This window comes from Pseudochelatococcus lubricantis (assembly GCF_042432495.1).
Classification (GTDB): Bacteria; Pseudomonadota; Alphaproteobacteria; order Rhizobiales; family Beijerinckiaceae; genus Pseudochelatococcus; species Pseudochelatococcus lubricantis.
This window is the reverse complement of the sequence record NZ_JBHLXC010000002.1, coordinates 255,413-280,412: the sequence shown is the minus strand read 5'-3', so window position 1 is coordinate 280,412 and position 25,000 is coordinate 255,413. Positions and strand designations below refer to the sequence as shown.

Genomic DNA, 25,000 nt, shown 5'->3' with positions numbered 1-25,000 from the left:
TCACTCCATCCTGATTTCAAGGAGTGTCCTATGTCCGATGCGATCGAGAAAATGGCGGCGGCTCGACAGCCCCCAAGCGGGTCGGGGGCCGAGCGGGTCAACTTCGGGGCCTTGGCTGCCGCCTTTGGCGTCGCATCGTGCTGCGCGCTCCCACTGCTCCTGACGACGATCGGCGAGAGCACAGCTTGGCTCGGTGGCGTGGCGCTGTTGTGGCGTGAGCAGCGGGCCGCATCGATCTGCGGGCCGAACGACACCTGCACGCCGCCCGCTGTTCGCGTGCTGACTTTAGTTGGGCTTTTGATTGGAGCCGGTCTGCTCTGGGCAGGATACGTCTATGCCTGACACAACTCTCGTTCTGGAATCCACGATCATATGTCCGAACTGCGGTCATCGCGCGACCGAGACCATGCCGACAGAAGCTTGTCAGTACTTCTATGACTGCAAGGCGTGCGGCGCACTTTTGAAGCCGAAGTCCGGGGACTGTTGCGTGTTCTGTTCCTATGGCAGTGTGCCGTGCCCGCCGATTCAGGCTGGAGGCGGCGCGCCGACCTGCTGCGCTGGTGATGCTGCGGCCGTCGAGATCAGGCCGGGCGTCCAGCGCCAGACTGGTCGCTCGTGACTAGTGCAGCGGCAAGAGATGCCCTTCTCGCCCGCGACCGTAGCCGACCCGGACCTGTCGAGGCGTGGAGCACAGGCTTGCCACAGGCGGCCGATACGCGACCCGTCAAGGTCCAGCGCATCGTCTCCGCAGCGATGACCGGGAGGGCGCAGTCATGAGCGATGCGCCCAAGTCAAAACTCCTGCTGATCCTCGCCTGCTCGGCGACCATCCTCGACGATCTGCTACTGGTGTCAGAAGCCGACCTCGACCGGCTGCGGAGCCGGATCGAACGGCAGGAAGCGGCGATCGAGGTGCTGCGCCGGAAATACGGCGTCAACGAGGAGCGCCCGCAGCACTCCGACTGGTAACGCCGAGCCTGTCGGTCGCGCTTTAGAGGGAGAGAGGGGCTGGGGATTTCATGACGGGTTGGTAAGTCGAGAGAGAGGTTCTCGGCTGCTCGTCATGGAGTAACCCATCATGGCAAGAGCTGCCAAGAAGAAGTCCGCCCCTGCGATCATCGTCTTCTCGCGGGCGCGCGACATTCCGTTCAACCGCATCCGGCTGTCGGAAGCCAACGTTCGCGAGACGAACGTCGAGGCCGGTCTGGACGAACTCACCCAGGACATCAATCGTCGCGAGGACCTCGTGCAGGGCCTCAATGTCCGCGCCATCCTCGACGGTGATGGTAACGAGACCGGCGATTTTGAGACCCCGGCCGGCGGTCGCCGCTACAGGTCGATCGCGCGGCTGGTCGAGGCCGGGCGATTCCCGGCCGATGGCCTTGTCCCCTGCATCGTCAAGAAGGCTAATGCAAAGACCACCGCCATCAATGACTCGCTGGCCGAGAACACGTTCCGGCTCGCGCTCCATCCGCTCGACCAGTTCAAGGCGTTCAAGCGCATGGTCGATGGCGGCATGACCACCGAAGAAGTCGCCAGCGCCTACTTCACCACCCAGCGCTATGTCGATCAGCGCCTCGCACTCGCCAAGGCCTCCCCCAAGCTGCACGAGGTCTATGCCCAGGATGGCATGACACTGGCGACGCTGGAGGCGTTCACCGCGCACCCTGATCACGCCCGCCAGGAACAGGTCTGGGATGCCATCAGGCAGTCCTATTATCGCGAGCCCTGGCGCATCCGGCAGATGCTGACGGAAACCAGCGTTCCTGCTTCTGACAAGCGGGCGCTCTTCGTCGGCCTCGATGCCTATATGGCGGCGGGCGGCCCGGTGCTGCCGCGTTACCTCTTCGACGATGAGGAAGACGGCTGGCTCGACGACGTGCCGCTCCTCGACCGTCTGGTCGCCGAGAAACTGAAGGCCACCGCCGATGAAGTGGCCACCGAGGGATGGAAGTGGGTCGCGGTCGACCTCGAGCTTCCCTACAACCATGACTACGGACTGCGTGCCATCACCGGCACTTTCGCTGATCTGACCGAGGAAGAGCGGATCGCCCGCCAGGCACTCCGCGACGAATATGACCGGATTGAAGCCGAACATGGAGGCGACGAGCTGCCGGAGGAGATCGACCACCGTCTCGGCGAAATCGAAAAGCAGCTCGAAGCCTTCGAGCGCCGCCCGGCCATCTACGATCCCGCCGAGATCGCCACCGCCGGCGTTTTCGTCAGCTTCGACGAGGACGGCGCGCTTGTGGTCGATCGCGGCTGGGTGCGGCCGGAGGACGAGCCGGCTGCGTCCGTCGAAGGCGGAACGCCGGAGGTAGGCGCGGACGGTGATGCGGATGGTGCGGCCGCACCGGATGCACAACGTACCGTCATCACCATCGGCGGTCAGCCGGCCGAGCCCGAAGAGGATGAGGACACGATCAAGCCTCTCCCTGAAAGGCTCGTGTCCGAGCTGACCGCGCACCGCACCGTTGCGCTGAGCGACGCCGTGGCTGCCAATCCGCACATCGCCATGACCGCGCTGCTGCACCGGCTGGTCCGTGACACCTTCAATCGGTCCACCAGCGGTTCGGCTGTGCAGGTTTTAGTGCGTGAGGTGCATTTCCGCGAACAAGGCATCGACCTCAAGGACAGCCCCTACGCGAAGTCGGTGGGTCAACGACATGTGGACTGGAAGGCCGACCTGCCGGCCGACGACGATGCGCTGTGGGACTGGCTCGACGCGCTCGACGAGACCAGCCGTCTGGCGCTGCTGGCCCATTGCGTCTCGTTCGGAATCAATGCGCTCTATGAGCGGCCGAATCCTTACAGCGCCACCGGCGTTTCTGAACAGGGCCTGCGGACACGCATGGTAGAAGCCGACCGCCTTGCCCGTGCCACCGGCCTCGACATGGCCGACGCAGGTTTCCGGCCGACTGTCGTTAACTATCTCGGCCGCGTCACCAAGCCCCGCATCCTCGAAGCGGTCCATGAAGCGCTTGGCGAGGACAAGGTGCGCCTGATCGACCACCTGAAGAAAGACGCCATGGCGCGGGAGGCCGAACGCCTCCTGGCCCACACCGGCTGGTTGCCGGAGCCGCTGCGCCTTCACATCGAGGAGTCGGCTGCCGACACATCGGCCGGGGCGGACGAAGAGAGCATGGCATTGCCTGATTTCCTCGCCAGCGACGGCGAGGACGCAGACGATTCGGCGGCTCTCGTCGCCGCCGAATGACGCACGCTGGTGAGGCGGCTTCGGTTGCCCCGCCTTTTTCACCCTTCCACCACAAGGCCCGGCATCCCGCCGGGCCGTTTTTCGTTTCAGGAGAGCAGTTTCATGTCCGCTTCCCTCATCTTCGACATCGCACCACTCGGCTCGCTTGTGTCCTACAGCGACAATCAGCCGAAACCGCCCACGCGCTTCACCAAGAAGCTCGCCGCATGGAAATCACGCAATGGCGTCGGCCGGCTCGTGCGCAAGGAACCCGCCCGCGAACGCCCCACCTACACGAGCCCGCCGTATTTCACGCTGCATGAAGGCGACTTCGGAGAAGGCGGCATCATCCTCGTCACGATCATGCGGACCTACAGCATCGACAGCGATCTGACGTTCCGTGTGATCGAGCGTCCCAGGATCGGCCAGGTCCGTGTCGTGCAGGATATTGGCGAGAACGTCGAGCTGCTTCACCTCGCCGAAAATCGCGACGCCGCCGAACTCTGGCTGGCGAAGGGCAGATACAGCCGTGCCTGCCTGGAAGAGGTTACGGCCGACGAGGTTGGCGCAGATGTCGTCGAAGGCCGCACTGCCGCCTGACCTTAGCTCATTCCGCTTCACCTGGCTCGCCGTCGAAGGACGGCGGGCCGTTTTCATTTCAGGAGCCAGGGTATGACCATGCCGTCCAATACCAAACCCGCACGCGACCAACACAGCCTGCGGCCTGTTCATGTTGCTATCTATGAGCACCCCCATGGCACTGATGTCCGTGTTTTTCTCGACCAAGACCAAGCAATGGACTGGCGCACAGGCATTGCCAAGGAATGGTGGAGCAATGCCTACGATGACGATCCCCCACCGGACGATGAAATCGGCGAGAAATATTTCGAGCGCATGCTCGAGCGCGGCGACGAATTTTTCTCGACGGTGATGTGCGACGTCGAAATCTGCCCTCCCGATGCCGACGCTCCAATACCGTCCGGCGATCTCTAGCTTGCCTTCTTCCTTTTACCTCGTCTTCGCCCGGTCTCGCACCGGGCTTCTTTTCTTTCAGGAGAACATCATGGCTATTCCCGATCCCGTCCGCACCAACTTCCACACGCTGCTGCGCGCCGCCGACGATGGCAATCTCGCCCTCATGGAATGCCTCGACGCCGCCACGCGCGAGACCCGCTATGTCCTGTGCGCCGTCGGACGCGCAGACGACGGCGATATCGTCATGACGCCGTTCGGCCACCTCGCCGACGGCAATCCCTACGACGCCTATCTGCCGCCGGACCCAAATGATCCGGCGGGCTTCATCGAGAACTCGGATAGCAGGAGCACGGCATGATCACCGTCGATGAAATCTTTGCCGATGATCGCCGCAATTCTCCTCCGGAGCGGTCTCTTCCCTGGCAGGAAACACGCGAAGGCATCACCGTGATCGTCGAACCGAAGCCCCATTGGGCCGAGGACATGCGCGCCTTTCGGCTCGATGCCTGCGAATATTGCCGCTATGCCGATTGGACCACGCAGGGCGCCCGGACCCGCTTTTATGGCCATATCGACACCTCCGGCGACGGGGTGATGATGAAAGCAAGGTCCATGATCGCACGCGAGATCGCTGATGGGCTCTGGGACTGAAGGCCCGACAGCACCCTGCGAAAGCCGTCATGGTCACAACAACGGCCCCGACGGCTCAGATTCCAGCTTCACCCCGTCACCTTCCACCGACATCGCGGGGCATGGGGGTCCATCCCCGGCCTGAAGGAATACGACCCTGATGGCCGCATGGCGATGAGGCTGGCGCGGCGAAAGCATCTGCGTCGGCTATCCGGCACATGTCAGATGCGAAACACCACCCCCGCTTCCATTCGCAAACCTTGGTCCAATCCGTCTTCTTATCAATCAACCCGCAAGGGGTCGGCTTACGCGAGCGTGCCGCCCTCGCGGATTCGGGCTTGCCCGAACGCGCGAGGGTGATTGCAAATCCGGTCAGACACTTCGGGCGCCTGTCGCGCGGGGGATGGTCCCCCGCCTCCAAAGACAGGAGCCGGAACCCATGTCCTATGCAGATGCCACCGCCTACGCCGCCAGCCTCGTTACCACGCTGATGGTTACGATCGTCGTGTTCCAGGCCGGGGACGGCACCCATGGCGCGATGCCCGCCGCCGAGTTCGACGGCGACGAGGAAATGGTGAAGCTGGAACTCGATCCTTTCGGCTGAGGCGCAAAAGCGCCTCACCCCAACAGCCCGGATCGCGCAGGACGCGGCCGGGCCTTCCGGCCTGCGATGGCCGCCCATCGCCGGAAATCGCGCCGGGGACCAAGCCCCAACAATGGAGAGTGAGAGTACGGGCCGGATTTCCGTGACGGGTTGGTTGCCGGAGAGAGAGGCTCCCGGCGCCCGTCATGGAGTGATCCCGATGACCCATTCTCGCCATGACAGCTTCCGGCCGGTCAATCCCTTCGGGCGCGAGGTCGCGGCCGAGTTGCTCGCGCTGCCGCAGGCCGCCTGATCTCCCGTCCCATCTCCCGTCTATCCGGCCCGGCCTCGCGCCGGGCTTTCTCGTTTCAGGAGCCAGACATGGCCGACTATTTCACCCATTTCTCCTGCCTGCTCGATGTGGGCACCCCCGAAAACGCCGCCCGCGCGCTCGATCTCTACAACGCGTTGTCTGACGAGAACGCCGCCGAGGACCCGCCTTCGGACGGCTTCCTGCTGTCGATCCAGCCCGAACATGGGGGCACGCAGCTCTGGATGCGCGATGACGTCACCGGCGATCCCGAACATGTCATCCAGTTCGTCAAACGCTGCGCCGCCGCGTTCGGTCTGACCGGACTATGGGGTTTCCAATACGCCAACACCTGTTCACGGCCCCGCCTGGACGGCTTCGGCGGCGGCGCGCATGTCCTCGATCTCGCCACCGGCGAGACGGTCGCATGGACCTATACCGACGGCTGGCTCGCCCAGGTTCTCGATGGATGTGATCCCGATGCCTGAGATCATCGAAACCACCGTCTATCGGATCAACGAGCTTTCGAACGCCGCGAAGGAAAAGGCTCGTGCCTGGTATCGCGAAGGTGGCTTCGACTACGACTGGTATGATGCAGTCTATGAGGATTTCCAGTGCATCGCGGAAATCCTCGGACTGCGCCTCAAGACCCGTGCCGTCCGCCTCATGGGCGGCGGCACCCGCCAGGAACCCCGCATCTGGTTTCGAGGGTTCTGGAGCCAGGGCGACGGCGCCTGTTTCGAGACCTTCTATTCCTACCGGAAGGAAGCCACGCGCCGGATCAGGGAATATGCGCCACAGGATACGACCCTGCACGGCATCGCCGATGCCCTTCAGGCCACCCAGCGCCGCAATTTCTAACAGCTTCGCGCCGAGGCCAGCCATCGCGGGCACTATTATCATGAATACTGCATGGCGATCTCGGTCGAGCGCGATAGCCCGACCTGGCAGGACATGACGGAAGATGCCGAGGAAGTCGTGACGGAAGCGCTGCGCGATCTCGCCCGCTGGCTCTACCGGCAGCTTGAGCGGGAATACGACTACCTCTCCTCGGACGAGGTGGTGGACGAGACCATCGCGGCCAACGAGTACACCTTCACCGAGGCCGGTCGCCGCTTCGGCTGATCCAGACCAGTGCCCCTGCGGGGGCGCTTTTGTCATGCCAGTCACGCCCGCCTCTTGAGAGGCAGAGGGAGGCCGGGACGGGTTTGAGCTGGTGCGGTCGAGAGAGAGCGCCGCGCGGCTCGATCCTGTCCCGCTCTCCCGAGGTCTTCCCCATGAACATGATTTCCGCATCCGCGACGGCGCAGTCCGCCGCGTCGCTTCCGCTCACCTCCGACATCGATACCGCTGCGTCCATCTTCGCGGCGGCGGGGTTGCTGCTGCCGCATCTCGAACGCGGTCAGCGTATCGACGCCGCCACGCTGCGCGGCGCGATGGAAGCGGCCTTCGGCGCTTCCGATTCCGCCGGCGTCTGGGACTGGAAAACCGCCTATGACGCCTGCGAGGCGGCGACCGTCCTGTTCCTGCGCAAATACGGAAAGACGATTTTCCGTAAAGCCGGGTCTGCGGCCGATTGCCTGCCGCTGCTGGCGAAGATCGCCGGGCTTCTGCCGACGCATACGCGCCGGTCGAAGGAAGCCCAGACCTTTCAGCAGTTCTCGACGCCGATCCCCCTCGGCCTGATCGCCGCCACCGCCGCCGCCATCAAGCCCGCCGACCGGGTGCTTGAACCCTCGGCCGGGACCGGGCTGCTCGCCATCCTGGCCGAGATCGCCGGCAGCGCGCTGATTCTGAACGAACTGGCCGAAACGCGGGCCGCTCTTCTTTCCTCCCTCTTTCCGGCCCTTTCCGTCACTCGCTTCGACGCGGCGCAGATCGACGATCATCTCGATCCGTACCTGATCCCATCCGTGGTACTGATGAACCCACCGTTCTCGGCGCTGGCCAATGTCGAGGGCCGCGTGGCCGATGCCGCCTTCCGCCATGTCGCCTCGGCGCTGGCGCGTCTCGCGCCCGGCGGGCGGCTGGTGACGATCACCGGTGCCAGCTTCGCCCCCGACAATGCCACTTGGCGGGCCGCCTTCACCCGATTACAGGAGCGCGGCCGCGTCATCTTTTCCGCCGCCATCGACGGTTCGGTCTATGCCAAGCATGGCACGACCATCCCGACGCGGCTGACCGTCATCGACAAGCTGCCCGCCGAAGATCCGGCGGTCTTTCCAGCCGCTCCCGGCGTCGCGCCGGACGCCGCCACGCTGATGTCCTGGCTTGCCGGGCTTCCGGCTCGTCTGCCGGTCGAGATGCCCGCCGCTGCGGCTGTCGTCCCGGCTGCGCCCGCGCCCCGCACCGCGCGCGGCTATGTCAACCGCTCCGCGAAATCCGCACGACCCGCGCCGCTGGCCGAGCCGGAAGCCGTACCGCTCGACTACGAGGCCGTCGACTGGCAACCGGCCGAAAGCGGCAATATCTCCGACGCCATCTACGAGGAATACGGGCTTCAGGTCATCCGTATCCCCGGCGCACAGGCGCATCCGACCCAGCTCGTTCAGTCGGCGGCGATGGCGAGCGTCGCGCCGCCGAAGCCCAGCTACCGGCCGCATCTGCCGAAAACCATCCTCAGCCTGCTGTCCGACGCACAACTTGAGACCGTCATCTATGCCGGGCAGGCCCATTCGGATCATCTCGCCGGGGCCTGGACGGTGGACGACACCTGCGATGTTGTCAGCGCCGCGCCGGAGGACGCCAAGGCCGCGGTCCGCTTCCGGCAGGGCTTCTTCATCGGCGACGGCACCGGCGTCGGCAAGGGCCGGGAATCCGCCGCCATCATTCTGGACAACTGGATGCAGGGCCGCCGCAAGGCGGTGTGGATCTCGAAGTCGGACAAGCTGCTGGAAGACGCGCAGCGGGATTGGTCCGCCCTCGGCATGGAGCGGTTGCTGGTCACGCCGCTGTCGCGTTTCCCGCAGGGCAAGCCGGTCACGCTGCCGGAAGGCATCCTATTCACCACCTATGCCACGCTACGCTCCGACGACCGTGGGGAAAGGGTTTCCAGGGTCAAGCAGATCGTCGAATGGTTGGGTTCCGACTTCGATGGGGTGATCATTTTCGACGAGGCGCATTCGATGCAGAACGCCGCTGGCGGCAAGGGGGAACGCGGCGATGTCGCCGCTTCGCAGCAGGGCCGTGCCGGGCTCCGCCTCCAGCACGCCCTGCCGGATGCCCGCATCGTCTATGTCTCGGCGACCGGCGCCACCACGGTCCACAACCTCGCGTATGCCCAGCGGCTCGGCCTCTGGGGCGGCGAAGATTTCCCCTTCGCCACGCGGGCCGAGTTCGTCGAGGCCATCGAGGGCGGCGGCGTCGCCGCGATGGAAGTCCTGGCCCGAGATCTTCGGGCGCTTGGCCTCTATACCGCGCGATCGCTGTCCTTCGCCGGCGTCGAATACGAGCTGGTCGAGCATGAGCTGACCCCCGAGCAGACCCGGATCTACGACGCCTACGCCGGGGCCTTCGCCATCATCCACAACAACCTGGATGCGGCGATGGAGGCCGCGAACATCACCGGCAGCACGGGCACTCTCAACCGGCAGGCCAAATCCGCCGCCCGCAGCGCCTTTGAATCGGCCAAGCAGCGGTTCTTTGGCCATCTTCTGACCAGCATGAAGACCCCGACGCTGATCCGGTCGATCACCGCCGATCTGGAAGCGGGCCATTCCTCCGTCATCCAGATCGTCTCGACCGGCGAGGCGCTGATGGAACGGCGGCTGGCGGAGCTACCCACCGAGGAATGGAACGACGTCCGGGTGGACATCACGCCGCGCGAGTATGTCCTGGACTACCTCGCTCACAGCTTCCCGGTGCAGCTCTACGAACCGTTCACCGACAGCGAGGGCAATATGTCGTCGCGGCCCGTCACCCGAGACGGCCAGCCGGTCGAAAGTCGCGAAGCGGTCGCCCGGCGCGACGAGTTGATCGCCCATCTCGCCAGCCTGCCGCCGGTCCCCGGCGCGCTCGATCAGGTGATCCAGCATTTCGGGACGGATACCGTGGCGGAGGTGACGGGCCGGTCGCGCCGCATCATCCGCAAGCCCGGCAATGGCGTTACCCTGGATCGGCTTGTCGTCGAAAACCGTGCCGGATCGGCCAACCTGGCCGAGACGCAGGCGTTCATGGACGATAGCAAGCGCGCACTGGTGTTCTCGGACGCCGGCGGCACCGGGCGCAGCTATCACGCCGAACTGTCGGCACGAAACACCCGGCTGCGCGTCCATTACCTACTCGAAGCCGGGTGGAAAGCGGACACGGCCATCCAGGGCCTTGGCCGCACTCACCGCACCAATCAGGCGCAACCGCCGCTGTTCCGGCCGATCTCGACCAATGTGAAGGCCGAGAAGCGGTTTCTCTCGACCATCGCCCGCCGTCTCGACACGCTGGGCGCTATCACGCGTGGCCAGCGCCAGACCGGCGGCCAGGGCCTGTTCCGGCCCGAGGACAATCTGGAGAGCCACTACGCCCGCGATGCCCTGCGCCAGCTTTACCTGCTGCTGGTGCGCGGCAAGGTCGAGGGTTGCAGCCTCGACCGTTTCGAGGCGGCGACTGGGTTGAAGCTGATGGACTCGAACGGGATCAAGGACGATCTCCCCGGCATCACGACCTTTCTGAACCGAATGCTGGCGCTCACCATCGAGCTTCAGGGCATCCTGTTCACCGCCTTCGAGCAGCTCCTGACCGCGAAGATCGAGGGCGCCATCGCATCCGGCACCTATGACGTCGGGCTGGAGACGCTGACGGCCGAGAGCTTCGTCGTCACCGACCGGCAGACGATCTACGCTCATCCGCGCACCGGCGCCGAAACCCGGCTGCTGACCATCACCGAGCGCAAGCGCAACCATCCGGTCGCGCTGGCCGAGGCGTTCTCTTATCTGGACGATCCGCGGGCCGTGCTGCTGGTCAACGGGCGGTCGGGCCGCGCCGCCGTGCAGATACCCACCACCAGCGTCATGCTGGATGATGGCGAGATCGAGCGCCGCGTCCGGCTGATCCGGCCGATGGAGGCGCAGAATATCCCGGTCAAGGCCATGCCCGAGACCCATTGGGTCGAGGCCGACCGGGATGCCTTCGCTTCGGCCTGGACTGCCGAGGTGGCGGAAGTGCCGGAGTTCTCCGACGCCACCCTGCATATGGTCACGGGCCTCCTGCTGCCGATCTGGAAGCGGCTGCCAAACGACAGCACCCGTGTCAATCGGCTCCAGACCGATGCGGGCGAGCGGATCATCGGCCGCCGGGTGTCGCCCGCCTGGGTCGCCCATGCGACCGTGACCGGCACCACCTCGCTTACGCCGGAGGATGCTTTCACGGCGCTGATGGACGGGCGGACCATCCTCGATCTCGCCGAGGGCCTCCAGCTTCGCCGGGTCCGGGTCATGGGCGCGCTGCGCATCGAATTGTCCGGCTTCACCGACACGATGCGCGAGCGGCTGATCGCCTATGGCCTCTTCCACGAGATCATTTCGTGGAAGCTCAGGATGTTCGTGCCCACCGATGCCAGTGGCCCGGCCGTTCTCGCCCGGATATTCGACCGCTGGCCGGTCGAGCGCATCGGCGAGCGGGAGGCCGCGTAATGGCGCCTCGCTTCGCCACGGATCTGGCACACCGTCTCGGCCGGGAGGCCGAGGCGGTGTGCCGCGAATATCTCTCCTCCGGCAAGCGCGCCGGGAACTACTGGCTGGTCGGGGATGTGCGGAACACCCCCGGCCGCTCCCTCTATGTCCGCCTGAAGGACAGCGCCAAAGGCCCGGCAGGCAAATGGACCGACAGCGCCACGGCCGAATATGGCGATCTGCTCGATGTGATCCGCGAGGCGCTTGGCCTTGTCGACTTCAAGGACGTGGCCGAGGAAGCGCGCCGTTTCCTTTCGATCCCGTATCCCGAATCAGAAAAGACCATGACGCCGATGGGGAGGATGCCGGGCACGGCACCCGGTTCGCCAGAAGCGTCTCGGCGTCTCTTCGCCATGTCGCAGCCGATCCCCGGCACGCTTGCGGCGCTCTACCTGCGCGGGCGGTCGATCATGTCGCTCGAAGGCACCGCCGCGCTGCGCTACCATCCCCGGTGCTATTATCGGCCCGACGATTCTTCGCCCACCGAGATCAGGCCGGCGATGGTCGCCGCCGTCACCGACCTTGCCGGACGACAGACCGGCGCGCACCGCACCTGGCTCGCCCCGGACGGTTCCGGCAAGGCGCCTGTCGAGACACCGCGGCGGGCGATGGGCGACCTTCTCGGGTGCGCTGTCCGCTTCGGGGTTGCGGGTGAGGTGCTCGCCGCCGGAGAGGGAATCGAAACCGTGCTGTCGCCCCGTCAGGTTCTGCCCCACATGCCGATGCTGGCGGCGCTTTCGGCCGCTCACCTCGCTGCCATCCTGTTCCCGGCGACGCTGCGCAGGCTCTATGTCCTTCGGGATCGCGACCCGGCCGGGGACGGCGCCAGAGACAGCCTGATCGCCAGAGCGACGAGCCTCGGGATCGAGCCGGTTTCGGTGTCGCCGGTGCGTGAGGACTTCAACGAGGATCTGCGCTGGCGTGGCGCCGACGCCCTGCGGGCGGCCTTGAAAGACCAGCTTCACCCTGAAGACGTCAGCCGATTCATGGAGGGGTGAGGCGATCAGCAGGGGCATGACGTGGTCCTGGCGTCTGCTCCTGCCGTCTCCGGTCATCCTTCGGGGGAGACGATCCTTCCTGTCGGAGAGGCCGGCGCCCACGGCCTTCTGAGAGGGCGATCGGCCCACAAACGGGCCGGCCGGGCAATGGCGCGGCGCTTTCGGCTATTTTCCGCCGGCGGGGACGAGCCCCGCCTTTGCATCGCGAAGCAAAATAGCCGGCTTGGCCATCAAGGCCCTCGCGGAGGCGCGAGGGCTGCCAGGCAGTCCCGCCTGTGGGCTTCGACGCCTGCGAAGGCCGCGATGGGCGCGGTCTCGTGGACAGAAGGATGCTCCCGATGATGAACGAAGACGATACCGCAGGTTTCGAGCCGGCCCACAGCTCATCCCCCACCGATCATGTCCTCACCGAACTCCAGCTCTACGGCTACCGCCCGTTTCAGGATGAACCCGATCCACGGCCGCTGCCGGAGGGCAATGACGTCGCCGCCGCTGTCGCAGACATCTTCGACGCCCTCGTCTCGACGCTCGGCGACACCCGCCTCGAACCTGACCTCGACGATCTGCTCTGGGGGGCTGTCAACCTCTTCCACCGCGCCGCCGACCGGGTGGAACGCGACCTGGACGACAACGAGCAGGCGCAGCGCCGCCTCCAGCGCGAACAGGACGGCAGCGAGGTTAAGAGCGTCGAACTCGAACGCCTCACGGCGGAGGGGCAGACCCTGATCGAGCGGCGCAACAGCATGGAACTCTTCCGCGACCTCGCAGCGGACGCTTTCGAGCACCACACCCACAAGCCCTGGCGGCCACGCAGCGGCTCGATGGTCAACCATCGCAACCTGACCTCGGCGATGATCGACAGCCGCGACTTCCTTGCCGCGAAACGCCGGGCGGAGACCGAGGTGCTGCTGCCCGCTGGCCCCAGGGTCGCCGTCACGGGCGGTACGGACTTCAACGACCATCGCCTGGTCTGGGCGAAGCTCGATCTGGTCCATGCCAAGCACCCCGACATGGTGCTGCTGCATGGCGGCTCGCCAAAAGGGGCGGAGCTGATCGCCTCCCGCTGGGCCGATCACCGCGGTGTGCGCCAAGTCGCCTTCAAGCCCGACTGGACGAAACACGCCAAGGCCGCGCCCTTCAAGCGCAACGACGCCATGCTCGACACCCTCCCCATCGGCGTCATGGTCTTCCCCGGCACCGGGATTCAGGAGAACCTCTCGGACAAGGCCCGCAAGCTCGGCATCCCGGTCATGAAGTTCGACAAGGGCGGCGCGTAGAGCGCCTCCCTTCCGCATCACATCTCAAAACATATGATGCGTTATGTGCGGACAGCGCAGCAGACCGGATCTTTCCCGCGCGCCGATCATGGTGACTGGCCGATGATCGGCGCCGGTTCGGTCAAATGGCCTTCGCCAGAGCCACCGCATCGGCCCCCGCCGGGTAGCGCAGCCTGTCCGATCCATCGGTCGCAGCCCGCCAGACCGCCTCTGCCACATCGCTTTCCTTCGTCGTCTGCGGCGGATGGGCGAAGCCGGCAAAGATCGGCTGGGCGAACGCCGCATAAGCCTCGGGGATCAGGTCCGCGACAGGAATGTCGGTGTTCGCGGCGAAGCGCGTCGTTGGGGCATAGCCAGGCTCCACCAGCTTCACGCGCACATCGAAAGCGCCCAACTCATGCGCCAGCGAGCCGGTGAAGCCCTCGATCGCCTGCTTGCTGGCGGTATAGGCCGCGGCCAGCGGCATCGGCGCCAGCGTCACGCTGGATGTGACGTTGACGATCACGCCCGACCGGCGCGCCCGCATCTGCGGGATCACCGTCTGCACCATCGCCATGGTGCCGAAAGTGTTGGTCTCGAACACCTTGCGCACATGCGCCATCGGCGTCGCCTCAAAGGCCCCGACCACGCCGATCCCGGCATTGTTCACCAGCACGTCGATGGGGCCGGCGGCCTCAACCGCTGCGGCGATGCTGACCTGATCGGTCACGTCCAGCGGCAAGATGCGCACGCCGTCGGGCAAGAGCCCCTCGCGCGGGGTGCGCATGGTGGCGATGACGGCCCAGCCCTGAGCGTGGAAATGGCGGGCGATCTCCAGCCCGTAGCCCGACGAGGTCCCGGTGATGAGGACGGTATTCATGGCGGTCTCCTGTGTTTCGTGTTGACGAGACCTGTGTAGCCGCCATAGATAGGACTATCATCAATCTTAAGTCCGATATTAATTTGCGTTAGTCCGATATGGCCGATCCGCTCACCGAGGTGATCCAGCTCCTTCGCCCCCGCGCCGTGTTCTCGAAAGGGATCAGCGGCGCCGGCCGCTGGGCCGTGCGCTATGCCGAATTCGGCCAGCCCGGCTTTTGCGCCGTGACCGAGGGGCGATGCCGTCTCGCCGTCGAGGGCGAGGCGCCGGTCGTGCTCGAGGCCGGCGACTTCATCCTTCTGCCCGCCACGCCGGCCTTCACCATGTCCGGTTTCGACCCCGCGCCGCTCCAACGCATCGACCCGAACACCGCCCCGCCGCCCGACCGGGAAGTCCGCTACGGCCGACCGGACGGGCCACCCGATGTCCGGCAGTTCGGCGGCTGGTTCGCCTTCGGCTCACCCGACGCCGGGCTGCTCGTGTCGCTCCTGCCGCGCATGATCCACATCCGCGGCATCCCGCGCCTCACGCAACTCGTCCGCCTCGTCGGCGAGGAGGCGGCGCGCGATGACGTCGGCCGCGATCTCATCCTCGAACGCCTTGTCGAAATCCTGCTGATCGAGGCGCTGCGGACAACGCCGGCGGCGGCGGCGCAGCCGGGCCTTCTGCGCGGCCTGGACGATCCGCGCATCGCTGGGGCCCTGCGCGCGATGCACGGCGCTGTCGAGCGGCCGTGGACGATCCCGGATCTCGCCCGCGCGGCGGGCATGTCCCGTTCCGCCTTCTTTGACCGCTTCGTTCGCACGGTCGGGGTCAGGCCCATGGAGTATCTGCTGGCCTGGCGCATGGCCGTGGCGAAGAATCTGCTGCGCGGCGGCAAGATGGCGCTCGACGAGGTGGCCAGACGGATCGGCTACGGCTCTGCCAGCACGTTCAGCACCGCCTTCAGCCGCCATGTCGGCCTGCCGCCCGGCCGCTTCATGAGGCTCGAAGTGACATGCGACGGGCCAGCGGTTGCTTGACGATATCCCCCTTTCCGTACCATCTTGTCCAAGAAGAACCGGCGAAGCAGCACAGTCGCAGGCGGAGCGTATTCCGAGGCAGCCTGTCGTGATCCAGAAATCACCGACCTGTGGAGGCTCCCGTGACGCTTATCCTTCTCGCCATCTCGTTGACGATCGCGCTTTGCGTGATTGCATATAACTTCGCCATCTACGCCCTGCCGTTCATGGTCGGGCTGACGGCGTTCCAGCATGTCTATGCCGCCGACGCCGGATTCCTGATGTCCGGTCTTGCCGCCATCGGCGCGGCGCTTCTCTCGGTCGCGCTGGTCATCGCGGTTCTCGGCTTCGCCCGGAATCCGGTCCTGCGGCTTGTCGCGCTGGCCGTCTTCGCCATTCCCGCCGCCATCGCCGGATATGCGCTCGTCCATGGCGTCACCAAAAATGCCACGGACTCGGCGATCCTGCTCAACCTGCTCGGAGGCATGGGCGGTTTCATCATCGGCGTCGCCGCGATGGTGAACCTCAACGCGCTCGGAACCGCCGTCTTGTCACGCTGACGCTGCGGCACAGGTCCGCTCCCATGAGGCAATCCGGCGGCTTGCGCCGCCGGGCCTCCGGCATCCCGCACAAGGGGAAGCGGTCGTGTCCGCTGTAAACTCACCATCATCGTTTTCGGTCTGCTGCGCCCTGGGGGGCAGTCAGTCATCAAGCGAATATCCCACCGTTGCTCAAGCTCAGCCGCCGCGTCAGTTGCGGGACTCAGGCCGCGCAGTTCCTTCATCTTTCCCCGTTCACGCAATTCGTCGGTTCGCACCTTCGCCCATCGAGGCGGATGCGGAGCCATTCGCTCTGAGCCCGATAACTGTCATCTTCCCTTCCCAGCCGACCTTGCTCATCCGAGCGGGAACGCGAGGCGGCCGGTGGCGAGGGTTCTCATGCGGCGCCCGGCATGGGGCGGCGGTTCCATGAGCCTGTCAGCACGCCGTCGCCGGCAAGGACGAAGGTTCCGCTGTACGTCCCCGGTTCATGCTCTCAAAGGCGCCAATCCCTCCGACTGACTGATCCCCTAAGACCGTTCGGTTTCCGACCGCAACCCCCGCGGCTCCGGACCGTGTTGGCGCAAGCGCCGGCCCGCGCCACTCCGGGCCTTGGGGGCGAGCTGCCGTGAAGGCGGCAGTTGCTGTCGTCTCCCGACGGCCTTTGCCGGGTCTCGTCGGAGGGATGGTCCCTCCGAGGAGCAACGGAGACTTACAATGCAGAACATCGTCATTCTTGCCGGCAATATCGGTCAGACCCCCGAAACCCGCACCACCCAGGGCGGCACCAGCATCACCCACTTCACCCTGGCCACCTCGCGCCCCCGCTACTCGGAAGGCAGGGCTGTCCGGGACGAGAACGGCTACCGGGTCCAGGACACAGAATGGCACCGCGTCACCGCCTTCAACGGCCTCGGCAAGACGATCCAGCAATATTGCGAGAAGGGGATGAAGCTCCTGGTTCGCGGCCGCATCCACTACACGAAGTGGACCGATCGCGAGGGCGTCGATCGCTACAGCACGGAGATCATCGCCGAGACGGTAGATTTCCTGAGCCGTGCAAAGCAGACCGAGAACGCGGAGGATCAGCGTGATCTCGACGATGACATCCCGTTCTGAGTGGGGCGCGAAGGTCCGGCGGCGCAAGCCGCCGGGCCGGGTTTTCCGTTGTTCATGGCGGATTGCGGCGCCGTCCCCACGCCTACATCCCGGAACACAGGATATCTGGCCGGATCAACCGGCCCGGTATCCTCGTGAGCCCCGTTGCAGCGTGGTGCCAAACCGGCTTTCTCCCAATGACGGCCCATCATACCAGCAGTCGGGCCGCGTCAAGGACGTGCGGTTCCCCCAAAATGCTGACGCATTTCGGCTCCCCCACACGCCGGCTCCGCCGGTCGCTGCGCGATCCTTGACCCGTCCCTCCAACAACTGGTTGCCCGCCTCCGTCATCGAGACAAAGGAGGTTCACATGACACGGGTCGACATCTACACCGAAATCGCCGAGCTGCGTGCCGAACTCGGGCACTGCATCCTTACCCGCAAGGAGCGCAGGGAATCGCTGCGGCGCCTCGAAGAGCTGCTCGCCGAAGCTGAGCGCAGGCGGTGCGAGGAGGAGGGAGCGTAAGCTCCTTCTTTTTGTCGGCGACGGTGGCTGCGGACAGCATCGACAGGATCTCCAGCCGGATCGACCGGCCGGATCTCCTCATGAGAAGGGGGAAAGCCCCCCTCTCAAGCTCTCCCCCAAAGGGGCAGGGACACCCCGCCCCCTTGAACCCCCACCCATGGAGGGGGTGAATCACCCCCTCCAAACCACCCCGGCGCATACGGGCGCGGCGCCTCGTCGACGCCGCGGGCTCTTCTCTCTCTGACTTCCCATCATAGCACCGCCTCTCCGGCGTCAAGGACATCGCGGCCCCCTCCAATTTTCAGCCGCCGTCCCGAAGGACGGCGCCGGAAAATCGGTGCCTCCGCTCGCCGCAAGCGGCGGCTTACGCCGTCCTTGACCCCTCGATGCGCCGGTGCGGCCTCCTTCCGTCAGAGAACGAAAGGAGAGATCTCATGACAAAGCACAAGATCACTTACATCGACGGTGACAGCGCCGAATACCGGCGGCAGCGGAAGGAAGGCTTCCGCCGCATCCGCGAAGCCGAGCTGGCAGCCCAGAGGCTGAAGCGCGCGCCGATGTATCTTCACGGCGGCTACGACGAGGATGGCGACGTCATCCCGATCGAAAACCTCGGACCCCATGACGATATGGAGGACGCGATCCGGGCCATCGAGGCGAGCGAGACGGCCGTGAGCATCCTCGTTGCGCAACGTCGCGTCGAAATCGCAGGGCATCGCATCCCGGCTGTGACGCACGCGCTCCACCGGGACGATGAATTCCTCTACTGGGACGACGACTTCGATCCGGAGGCCACGGGTCCAGACACCGACTGAGACCCAGACCAGAGGCGGCATCCGCCGCCTCTGGTCTTTGCCTCGGTTGGAAGCGACGCCGGCCGGATCGACCGGCCGCCTTCGCTGACGAAAGAGGGGCAAGCCTCCTCTCGCCGCTCACCCCATGAGGGAAGGGCAAGCCCCTCCCTCAAACTCCCTCCCATGGGGAAAGAGGGACGGTTCCCTCCACCTCTTTCCCCAAACCCCTATCCCCCCTCCCGGCCCAGCCTGATTGGTCTTATCTCACCGGGATGATGCCGAAGGCCATACCCGATCCGCACGCGCCGCCCACTCCGGCCCTCCGTAAACGTCCGGTCTGACCGCTATCCGTTCCAACGCCACGGCATCAGGTCATCGACCTTTGTGATTTTGTAGTCGGGGATGCGGGCGATGGTATCTGCGAGCCAGGTTTGGGGATCGAGGGCGTTGAGCTTGGCTGTCTCGATCAGGGTGTAGGCGATGGCGGCGGCCTTTCCGCCCGCCTCCGAGCCGACGAAGAGGTAGTTCTTCCGCCCGAGGGCGATGGCGCGCATGCCGCGTTCGGCGGTGTTGTTGTCCAACTCCAGGATGCCGTGGTCGAGGTAGGGGCGCAGGCGTTCCATCCGCGACAGCGCGTAGCGGATGGCCGCGGCGAGCGGAGATTTTCCCGAGATCGTGGTGAGTTGCATGGCCAGCCAGGCCTCGAGATCATCGAAGACAGGGGCGGCATGGGCCTTTCGCAACTCTGCGCGACGATCAGGTGGCGACCCTCGAGCTTCCTTTTCGACGGCATATAGCTGGGCGATCCGTCCGATGGCCTCTTCGGCAATGGGGGAGCCTTGCGACCGGTGGATATCGACGAACTTGCGTCGGGCATGGGCCATGCAGGCGACCTCGCAGATGGCGCCGGAACGATAGAGATCCTCGAACCCGGCATAACCGTCGGCATGCATCCAGCCGCGGAAGCGGGCGAGATGGTCCTTCGGATGCTGGCCTTTCCGGTCACTGGAGAAGCGATACCATGCGGCAGGCGGAGCATCGCTGCCCCAGGGTCGCTCATCGCGGGCATAGGTCCAGAGCCGCGCCGTTTGGGTCTTGCCTGCGCCGGGCACCAGCATCCGCACCGGAGTATCATCGGCGAAGATCGCCTCGGCGGACAGGACATGTCGGCCGATGGCTTCGGCCAGCGGTTCCAGCAGAGCGGTGGACTTGCCGACCCAGTCGGCCAGGGTAGAGCGGTCGAGATCGAGCCCTTCGCGATCGAAGATCTGGCTCTGGCGGTAAAGCGGCAGATGGTCGGCATACTTGCTGACTAGCACATGGGCGAGCAGGCCGGGGCCGGGACGGCCGCGTTCGATCGGGCGCGAGGGCAACGGCGCCTGGACGAAACGCTCACAGCAGGAGCAGGTCAGTCGGGGACGGACGATGCGGTTCACGATGAAGCGCCCGGGGACATATTCCAGCTCTTCCGTGACGTCTTCCCCGATCCGGCGCAGGTGCCCGCCACACTCAGCGCAGGCATCAACACCGGGCGTCAGTTCCACTTCCATCCGGGGAATGTGGTCCGGGATCGGGCGGCGCTTGGGTTTGCCCTTCTCTTCGATGTCCGGCAGCTTCATCCGTGCCGTCATTACGGCGGCGGCGATCTCGCTGGTCTCAAGGGCCAGTTGCAGTTGCCCGGCAGTCTCGGACGAGGCCCCGAACCGATGTGCGCGGTGCCCGGCCAACTGGTGTCGGAGCTTCTCGATCAGGATCGCCTGCGCCTTCACCTCGGCCAGAAGCCGCGCGGTGAAGCTGCGCAACTCCTCGGGATCTTCCGGTAAGGTCAGGGTTTGCTCGAACATGAGAGAAGTCTATCCCACGGGATTCCTTGTGGGAATCCCGTGGTTGCCGAGCGGTCGGATTATCCCGCTGCCAGCGGGCGCCAGGTCCGTTCCGGGGTCCGCCAGTCGATCCCCTCAAGCAGCATGGATAACTGTGCAGGCGTCAGCGCGACCTTGCCCTCCTTGGCCGAGGGCCAGACGAACCGGCCCCTCTCCAGCCGCTTCATGAACATGCAGGCCCCCTGGCCGTCCCACCAGATCACCTTCACGAGGTCGCCCCGGCGACCACGGAACACGAAGAGATGCCCGGCGAACGGGTCCTGCTTCAGCACCGCCTCGGCTTGCGCCGCGAGCGCCGCAAAGCCCTTGCGCATGTCCGTCACTCCGGCCGCCAGCCAGACCCGCGTGTTGGCCGGGACCGGGATCACGCCGTCAGCCCCCGGATCAGCCGTGCCAAGGCTTCCGGATCATAGCCGCCGCTGATCCGCATCCGGTGACCGCCTGCAAGTTCGATTTCGATCCGGTTCTCGGCAATAGGCGTGGTCACCGGCGGCGGCGCCTCCCCGACGATCTCCACCGGCAGAAAGTGCGCTTCTTCTGAAGGGGCCGGAACCGAAGCCGGGTCAGGTGCATAACGGGCATCGCGCAGCCACTTGAAGATCAGATTGGCATTCACCGCGTAGCGCCGCGCCACCTGGGCCACCGAAACGCCGGGCGCAGTCGTCTGGAAACAGATCGACCGCTTCTCCTCGTCCGTCCAAAGCCGCTTCGTCCGACGCGCCACGCCATCACCATAGTGTCCACTATCGATGGTGGACACTATCCCGCACTCTCAGAACGCGGCAGTGCGGGCAGACCGGACGCTTACGGCCCTCCTGATCCAACAGGAAGCGCAATGCCCGCTGCCGACTATGACGGAGACGACAGGGACGACGACACCATCATTTAGGAAATCGACCAATTCTCTTGAAGCCGGTGGAGCTTCTGCCCCGATCGTCCGCCTGATCACGCCAGGAGGGGCTGCAAGCGGGCCTATCCGCTTGCACGTCCGAATCAGTTCCAACCAAAAAGGCTTGAAACCCGTCTTTGCGGCCAACTCCTTCACCCGCAGCAAAGAACGGCTAAAATAGACGAGATACTCGGTCGTTTGTGCCTCAATTGAACATGATAGACGTTCTAACTCCTTTTAATAATTTATTTTACTGCCGCGCTATCGTCTTCGATCGACCGCCTGAACGCTTCAGCGATAGTGGAAGGAAACAGTCGATCTCGTCGGCGCTGAATGTTAAATCTTCCATTTTCTGCAGTCGCTTCTGAGCTTCGATATAGGCCTTGCCATTTGTTTGTGGCGCAGCCTGATAGAGCGCAGCAAGCATTGTCTGCAACTCATCGCGACGTTCGACAGCAGCCTGCCGATCGAGCGTCGGTAAATCTGTAAGAAGCGAAAGATAACATTCGCGGACGTTCCACAGTTTCGCGGCCGCCTCACGGTGCTTCTGCGCTGTAGAACCCAAGTCGAAATTCTTCAAATATGTCGTTACAAATAGCGTGAGGAACGACACTAGAGCCGTTGCGACTTCAACCCACGCTTTGTCCGTTACCACCGCGCCAACGGCACTCGTACTCGTGAGTGCTGTGAGGACAATTTGCAGGATCTTATAGCTGTTGAGTTGCTTGGCGCAGTTATCGGCCATCCGCTCATGCGTCTTGTGGGTGTAGACGACCCTACCAAAACATTCGCGGATCTGATCCTCAAGGGTGATGTCATAATCAGGCTGCATAATCGTCTACCTCGGCGCTCTGTGCGCTGATGGGAACCCGAATGACATCCCGGGCGACAACCACCCCATTCAAAACTGCATAGGATTCTACACGATGATTGCCACGAAAATCAGTGCTTTCGTACTGCTCCCAAGAGCCGGAGTCCCGGACAATCTGGCCACGTATCATGTCGCGACGCTCGGCCTCCTCGCCACGATTCAGTACCTTCCAATAGATTTCGACTTCGGGGGGGAGATCGGAGCTATCTGCTATGAAAAAGCGGAGACTTTTCTTGCGTAGAAGAATGCCGTGGCGTTCGAGAAGGTCGAGCAAGAGCGTAGGACGGAAGCCATTCTGGATCACCTCGCAATCGATTCGCACATCATACCGCACATCCACTGGAAAGCGGTCCTCAATATATTCTTCCGTATTGCGAAATGCAGCTTTGGCAAACGCGGCTTCGGATGCCGATTTGGATACTGGGGCAGGATAGCCATTCCCAAACACGTTACGCCATTTCTGGCGTTCATTGGCTTGCCCGCTCGCCTCGATAGCTTTCAGGCAGAGTTCGTATGCCTTTTTGGCTTTCCTCTCGAATCTCTTTTTGACACGCACACGCTGCCTGCTGCCAAGGGCGGCGTATTCAGACTGTTTTGGCTGCTCAGATAAGAACTTAAAAAAATCACGACACATGTAATCGTAGTACAGATAGCTCCTTTTGTCGTACTCGTCGGTGGATTCCAGAAAATTGTAGGCGAGCGTATCTATCAGGAGCCCGCTCATCGCTACGCCATGCTTGTTTTTCCAAGCGCGTGTCATTTTGCACAAGCGGCGTAGATTTCTGTTTTTTCGATCATTTGCCGCTTGCATCTCATCAAGCTCATCCTGCGGCTTGGTTATCTTCCATGATCCGCCATTCGCGGTATCCGGATATTTATAGCTTCCATCTGATTGCCGAAAAGCGGGCATCACCTCAACGTGGAAGTCCTTGTAGAGAACCTGCACGACTAGTCTGTCGACCTTTACGGTAGTCGACGGATAACGCGATTTGATCGCATCTTTGGTATCACGAAGAAGTGCGTAATGGCCGCCGTTCTTGTAATTATCCCATTCCGCGGCAGGGACGATGTAAATCATGTCCAAGTCGGAGATACCTTTTATTGCCGTCCAGCGACCGTAAGACCCTACTTGGAGGCTGTTGGCAGTTTTCGATTCGGTCTCTCGGAATCGCTTATTAAGAGCGGCGGTGATCTCACCATAGCGAAGTGAGATAGTTGCTGCGTTATCGATTTTGATGTTGTCGAGAAAGGTTTTGAAGTCGTCTGCGATGCCCACTGTGCCCCCAATCGGCTGAAGGGATGATGCGCCCTAGCATGCGAGCTCGACAAGCGCAGGTTCCTATTCTGTGCTCATCTGGGCATGACCGTCAAACTTCACAAGGCGATTATCACACGGAAATTTCGTACAGGACACCGCAGACACAAATATGGGCGGTCAGGAACACCTGTAGGCGACATCTGTCTTTCTTAATTCGCTGAATAATGATTAAATAAATCATAATTAAAAAATAATACTGATATTGGTTATGAGGAGTTAGCGTTCCTGATTCTAGATGGATTCGGCATATCTTAGAGGCGCTATATTGGTATTTATGTCCTGTCCCGCAGCATCAACCTCTGAGGTTGAGCGCGGCAGCCTCGTCTGTCACGAACGAAAGCTATACGACAATTAGGTCGTGGTGACGATTTAATTTTTGGGATTCCCAAAGTGCTACAAATCAGATTCATATGTGGACGCCCCCTATGGCAAGGGTTTTTGTCTGATGAATTTGATCGGTTGCTTTCATATGTCCGGCCTGTTTGTGCGGCATTGTGATGGCCGCTGGCCCTGATGGAAATCCGTCGGTGAGGTCCCTGATCAATTTGGCGCGCTTGTGAGGCGCGTTGAATCAGACGGGCTGGTCTCACCATTGGCTCGATCGTTACTCATCATTGACTGCCGTTACCAATTCGGGTGATCTGTATTCTGTCAGGCTGCCAGTGGGTGAGGTCGATAAGCTTCCTTTCGCGTCAACACGGCCCATGCGATCCGAGCCAACTTGTTCGCCAGTGCCACGGAGACGAGCCGGAAGGGTTTTTTCTCCATGAGCTTCCTGATCCAGTCAGCCATGGGTGTTGGCTTATCCTTGACGTGGCGGATGACAGCGGTGGCGCCGACGACGAGCAGGCGGCGCAGATATCGATCTCCCTGCTTGGAGATACCACCCAGCTTCGTTTTGCCACCGGTGGAATGCTCTTGCGGGGTCAGGCCCAGCCATGCGGCGAACTGTCTTCCCGAGCGGAACTGATCGGGATTGGTGACGGTGGCGGTGATCACGCCGAGGCCGGGGATCGCGGCAAGCCTGCGGCTGGCCTCGCTCTCGGCATGCCAGGAACTGAGCTGCTGGTCGAGGACCGTAATCTCGCTGCTGATCGCCATGATTTGGCGGATGAATGTCTCCCGGGCGGTGCGCGCATAGGATGGCAGGGCATTGGCGAGCATGGTGCGCTGACGTACGAACAGGGACCGGGCGCGATGTGTCATGAGGATGCCCTGTTGCTTGATCGTTTTGACCGGCACGAACCGCATCGTCGGACGTTGCACGGCCTCGCAGATCGCTTCGGCATCGAGTGCATCGCTTTTACCGCGCTTCACATAGGCCTTCACGTAGGACGGGGGAATCAGGCGGACTTCATGCCCCATCGCGACGAGCGTTCGCGCCCAGTGATGCGCCGTTCCACAAGCCTCCACGCCAATCAGGCAGGGCTGCAGCTTTGAGAAGAACGGCAGCATCTGCTTCCTGTGCAGCCGCTTCACCAAAATCGTGGCGCCGTTCTCGTCGACACCGTGTGCCTGAAACACGTTCTTGGCCAGATCCAGTCCAATCGCTGCAATCGTCATCGTAAATGCTCCTTTTCCTGCTTCGGCC

General features: G+C 63.6%; 25 protein-coding genes and 1 pseudogene. 19 read left to right on the top strand and 7 right to left on the bottom strand.

The features are described 5' to 3' along the window. Positions 1 to 30: 30 nt before the first annotated feature. The 14 genes and pseudogenes from ACFFJ7_RS04250 (at position 31) to ACFFJ7_RS04185 (ending at position 13,631) form a co-directional block, all read left to right on the top strand. Positions 31 to 342, top strand: a complete 312-nt coding sequence (locus ACFFJ7_RS04250) for a mercuric reductase (protein ID WP_377590856.1) — start codon at positions 31 to 33, stop codon at positions 340 to 342. After that, on the top strand, positions 335 to 619 hold the full coding sequence (locus ACFFJ7_RS04245) for a GDCCVxC domain-containing (seleno)protein (RefSeq protein WP_377590855.1): 285 nt from the start codon (positions 335 to 337) through the stop codon (positions 617 to 619). The genes ACFFJ7_RS04250 and ACFFJ7_RS04245 overlap by 8 nt, the downstream gene beginning before the upstream one ends. Before the next feature lie 154 nt (positions 620 to 773). Then, on the top strand, positions 774 to 968 hold the full coding sequence (locus ACFFJ7_RS04240) for a hypothetical protein (RefSeq protein WP_377590854.1): 195 nt from the start codon (positions 774 to 776) through the stop codon (positions 966 to 968). A 109-nt stretch (positions 969 to 1,077) separates the two neighbouring features. Beyond that, a complete protein-coding gene (locus tag ACFFJ7_RS04235; protein ID WP_377590853.1) occupies positions 1,078 to 3,216 on the top strand; it encodes a ParB/RepB/Spo0J family partition protein in 2,139 nt (712 codons plus the stop codon). A 102-nt stretch (positions 3,217 to 3,318) separates the two neighbouring features. Next, a complete protein-coding gene (locus ACFFJ7_RS04230; protein ID WP_377590852.1) occupies positions 3,319 to 3,795 on the top strand; it encodes a UCP036055 family protein in 477 nt (158 codons plus the stop codon). 72 nt (positions 3,796 to 3,867) lie between these two features. Then, entirely contained in the window at positions 3,868 to 4,188 is a 321-nt protein-coding gene (locus tag ACFFJ7_RS04225; RefSeq protein ID WP_377590851.1) for a hypothetical protein, read from the top strand. Positions 4,189 to 4,258: 70 nt separating this feature from the next. Beyond that, positions 4,259 to 4,528 (top strand): DUF6117 family protein, encoded by a 270-nt coding sequence (locus tag ACFFJ7_RS04220; protein WP_377590850.1) that lies wholly within the window; start codon positions 4,259 to 4,261, stop codon positions 4,526 to 4,528. Further along, positions 4,525 to 4,821: a hypothetical protein gene (locus ACFFJ7_RS04215; protein WP_377590849.1), complete on the top strand. Its 297-nt coding sequence runs from the start codon at positions 4,525 to 4,527 to the stop codon at positions 4,819 to 4,821. The genes ACFFJ7_RS04220 and ACFFJ7_RS04215 overlap by 4 nt, the downstream gene beginning before the upstream one ends. A gap of 418 nt (positions 4,822 to 5,239) precedes the next feature. Continuing rightward, positions 5,240 to 5,404 (top strand): hypothetical protein, encoded by a 165-nt coding sequence (locus ACFFJ7_RS04210; protein WP_377590848.1) that lies wholly within the window; start codon positions 5,240 to 5,242, stop codon positions 5,402 to 5,404. Positions 5,405 to 5,764: 360 nt separating this feature from the next. Further along, positions 5,765 to 6,181 (top strand): hypothetical protein, encoded by a 417-nt coding sequence (locus ACFFJ7_RS04205; protein WP_377590847.1) that lies wholly within the window; start codon positions 5,765 to 5,767, stop codon positions 6,179 to 6,181. Then, positions 6,174 to 6,818: pseudogene (locus ACFFJ7_RS04200) on the top strand (DUF8835 domain-containing pootine). Before ACFFJ7_RS04205 ends, ACFFJ7_RS04200 begins: the two are co-directional and overlap by 8 nt. 152 nt (positions 6,819 to 6,970) lie before the next feature. Further along, complete coding sequence (locus tag ACFFJ7_RS04195; protein WP_377590846.1) at positions 6,971 to 11,317, top strand: strawberry notch-like NTP hydrolase domain-containing protein; 4,347 nt, start codon at positions 6,971 to 6,973, stop codon at positions 11,315 to 11,317. Continuing rightward, complete coding sequence (locus ACFFJ7_RS04190; protein WP_377590845.1) at positions 11,317 to 12,354, top strand: DUF7146 domain-containing protein; 1,038 nt, start codon at positions 11,317 to 11,319, stop codon at positions 12,352 to 12,354. The genes ACFFJ7_RS04195 and ACFFJ7_RS04190 overlap by 1 nt, the downstream gene beginning before the upstream one ends. 338 nt (positions 12,355 to 12,692) lie before the next feature. Then, positions 12,693 to 13,631: a DUF2493 domain-containing protein gene (locus ACFFJ7_RS04185; RefSeq protein ID WP_377590844.1), complete on the top strand. Its 939-nt coding sequence runs from the start codon at positions 12,693 to 12,695 to the stop codon at positions 13,629 to 13,631. A 121-nt stretch (positions 13,632 to 13,752) separates the two neighbouring features. On the opposite strand, the gene ACFFJ7_RS04180 is transcribed toward ACFFJ7_RS04185, so the two are convergent. Then, a complete protein-coding gene (locus ACFFJ7_RS04180; protein WP_377590843.1) occupies positions 13,753 to 14,490 on the bottom strand; it encodes an SDR family oxidoreductase in 738 nt (245 codons plus the stop codon). Between the two features lie 98 nt (positions 14,491 to 14,588). Here ACFFJ7_RS04180 and ACFFJ7_RS04175 point away from each other — a divergent pair, with 98 nt between their 5' ends. From ACFFJ7_RS04175 to ACFFJ7_RS04155, 5 genes are all read left to right on the top strand, one after another. Beyond that, positions 14,589 to 15,512: an AraC family transcriptional regulator gene (locus ACFFJ7_RS04175; protein WP_377590842.1), complete on the top strand. Its 924-nt coding sequence runs from the start codon at positions 14,589 to 14,591 to the stop codon at positions 15,510 to 15,512. A 122-nt stretch (positions 15,513 to 15,634) separates the two neighbouring features. Next, positions 15,635 to 16,051 carry a hypothetical protein gene (locus tag ACFFJ7_RS04170; protein ID WP_377590841.1) on the top strand — a complete coding sequence of 139 codons (417 nt, stop codon included), beginning with the start codon at positions 15,635 to 15,637 and terminating at the stop codon, positions 16,049 to 16,051. A 696-nt stretch (positions 16,052 to 16,747) separates the two neighbouring features. Further along, on the top strand, positions 16,748 to 17,149 hold the full coding sequence (locus tag ACFFJ7_RS04165) for a single-stranded DNA-binding protein (protein ID WP_377590840.1): 402 nt from the start codon (positions 16,748 to 16,750) through the stop codon (positions 17,147 to 17,149). A 349-nt stretch (positions 17,150 to 17,498) separates the two neighbouring features. Further along, entirely contained in the window at positions 17,499 to 17,654 is a 156-nt protein-coding gene (locus tag ACFFJ7_RS04160) for a hypothetical protein (protein ID WP_377590839.1), read from the top strand. Positions 17,655 to 18,088: 434 nt separating this feature from the next. Continuing rightward, positions 18,089 to 18,469 carry a hypothetical protein gene (locus ACFFJ7_RS04155; protein ID WP_377590838.1) on the top strand — a complete coding sequence of 127 codons (381 nt, stop codon included), beginning with the start codon at positions 18,089 to 18,091 and terminating at the stop codon, positions 18,467 to 18,469. Positions 18,470 to 18,792: 323 nt separating this feature from the next. On the opposite strand, the gene tnpC is transcribed toward ACFFJ7_RS04155, so the two are convergent. From tnpC to ACFFJ7_RS04125, 6 genes are all read right to left on the bottom strand, one after another. Further along, positions 18,793 to 20,292, bottom strand: a complete 1,500-nt coding sequence (gene tnpC, locus ACFFJ7_RS04150) for an IS66 family transposase (RefSeq protein WP_377590837.1) — start codon at positions 20,290 to 20,292, stop codon at positions 18,793 to 18,795. A gap of 59 nt (positions 20,293 to 20,351) precedes the next feature. Continuing rightward, positions 20,352 to 20,699, bottom strand: a complete 348-nt coding sequence (tnpB, locus tag ACFFJ7_RS04145) for an IS66 family insertion sequence element accessory protein TnpB (RefSeq protein ID WP_377590836.1) — start codon at positions 20,697 to 20,699, stop codon at positions 20,352 to 20,354. Then, positions 20,696 to 21,091 carry an IS66-like element accessory protein TnpA gene (gene tnpA / locus ACFFJ7_RS04140; RefSeq protein WP_377590835.1) on the bottom strand — a complete coding sequence of 132 codons (396 nt, stop codon included), beginning with the start codon at positions 21,089 to 21,091 and terminating at the stop codon, positions 20,696 to 20,698. Before tnpA ends, tnpB begins: the two co-directional genes overlap by 4 nt. Positions 21,092 to 21,470: 379 nt before the next feature. Then, positions 21,471 to 22,052 carry an SLATT domain-containing protein gene (locus ACFFJ7_RS04135; RefSeq protein WP_377590834.1) on the bottom strand — a complete coding sequence of 194 codons (582 nt, stop codon included), beginning with the start codon at positions 22,050 to 22,052 and terminating at the stop codon, positions 21,471 to 21,473. After that, entirely contained in the window at positions 22,042 to 23,367 is a 1,326-nt protein-coding gene (locus ACFFJ7_RS04130) for an SMODS domain-containing nucleotidyltransferase (RefSeq protein ID WP_377590833.1), read from the bottom strand. Before ACFFJ7_RS04130 ends, ACFFJ7_RS04135 begins: the two co-directional genes overlap by 11 nt. A 693-nt stretch (positions 23,368 to 24,060) precedes the next feature. Beyond that, positions 24,061 to 24,972 carry an IS110 family RNA-guided transposase gene (locus ACFFJ7_RS04125; protein WP_377590832.1) on the bottom strand — a complete coding sequence of 304 codons (912 nt, stop codon included), beginning with the start codon at positions 24,970 to 24,972 and terminating at the stop codon, positions 24,061 to 24,063. Positions 24,973 to 25,000 lie beyond the last annotated feature (28 nt).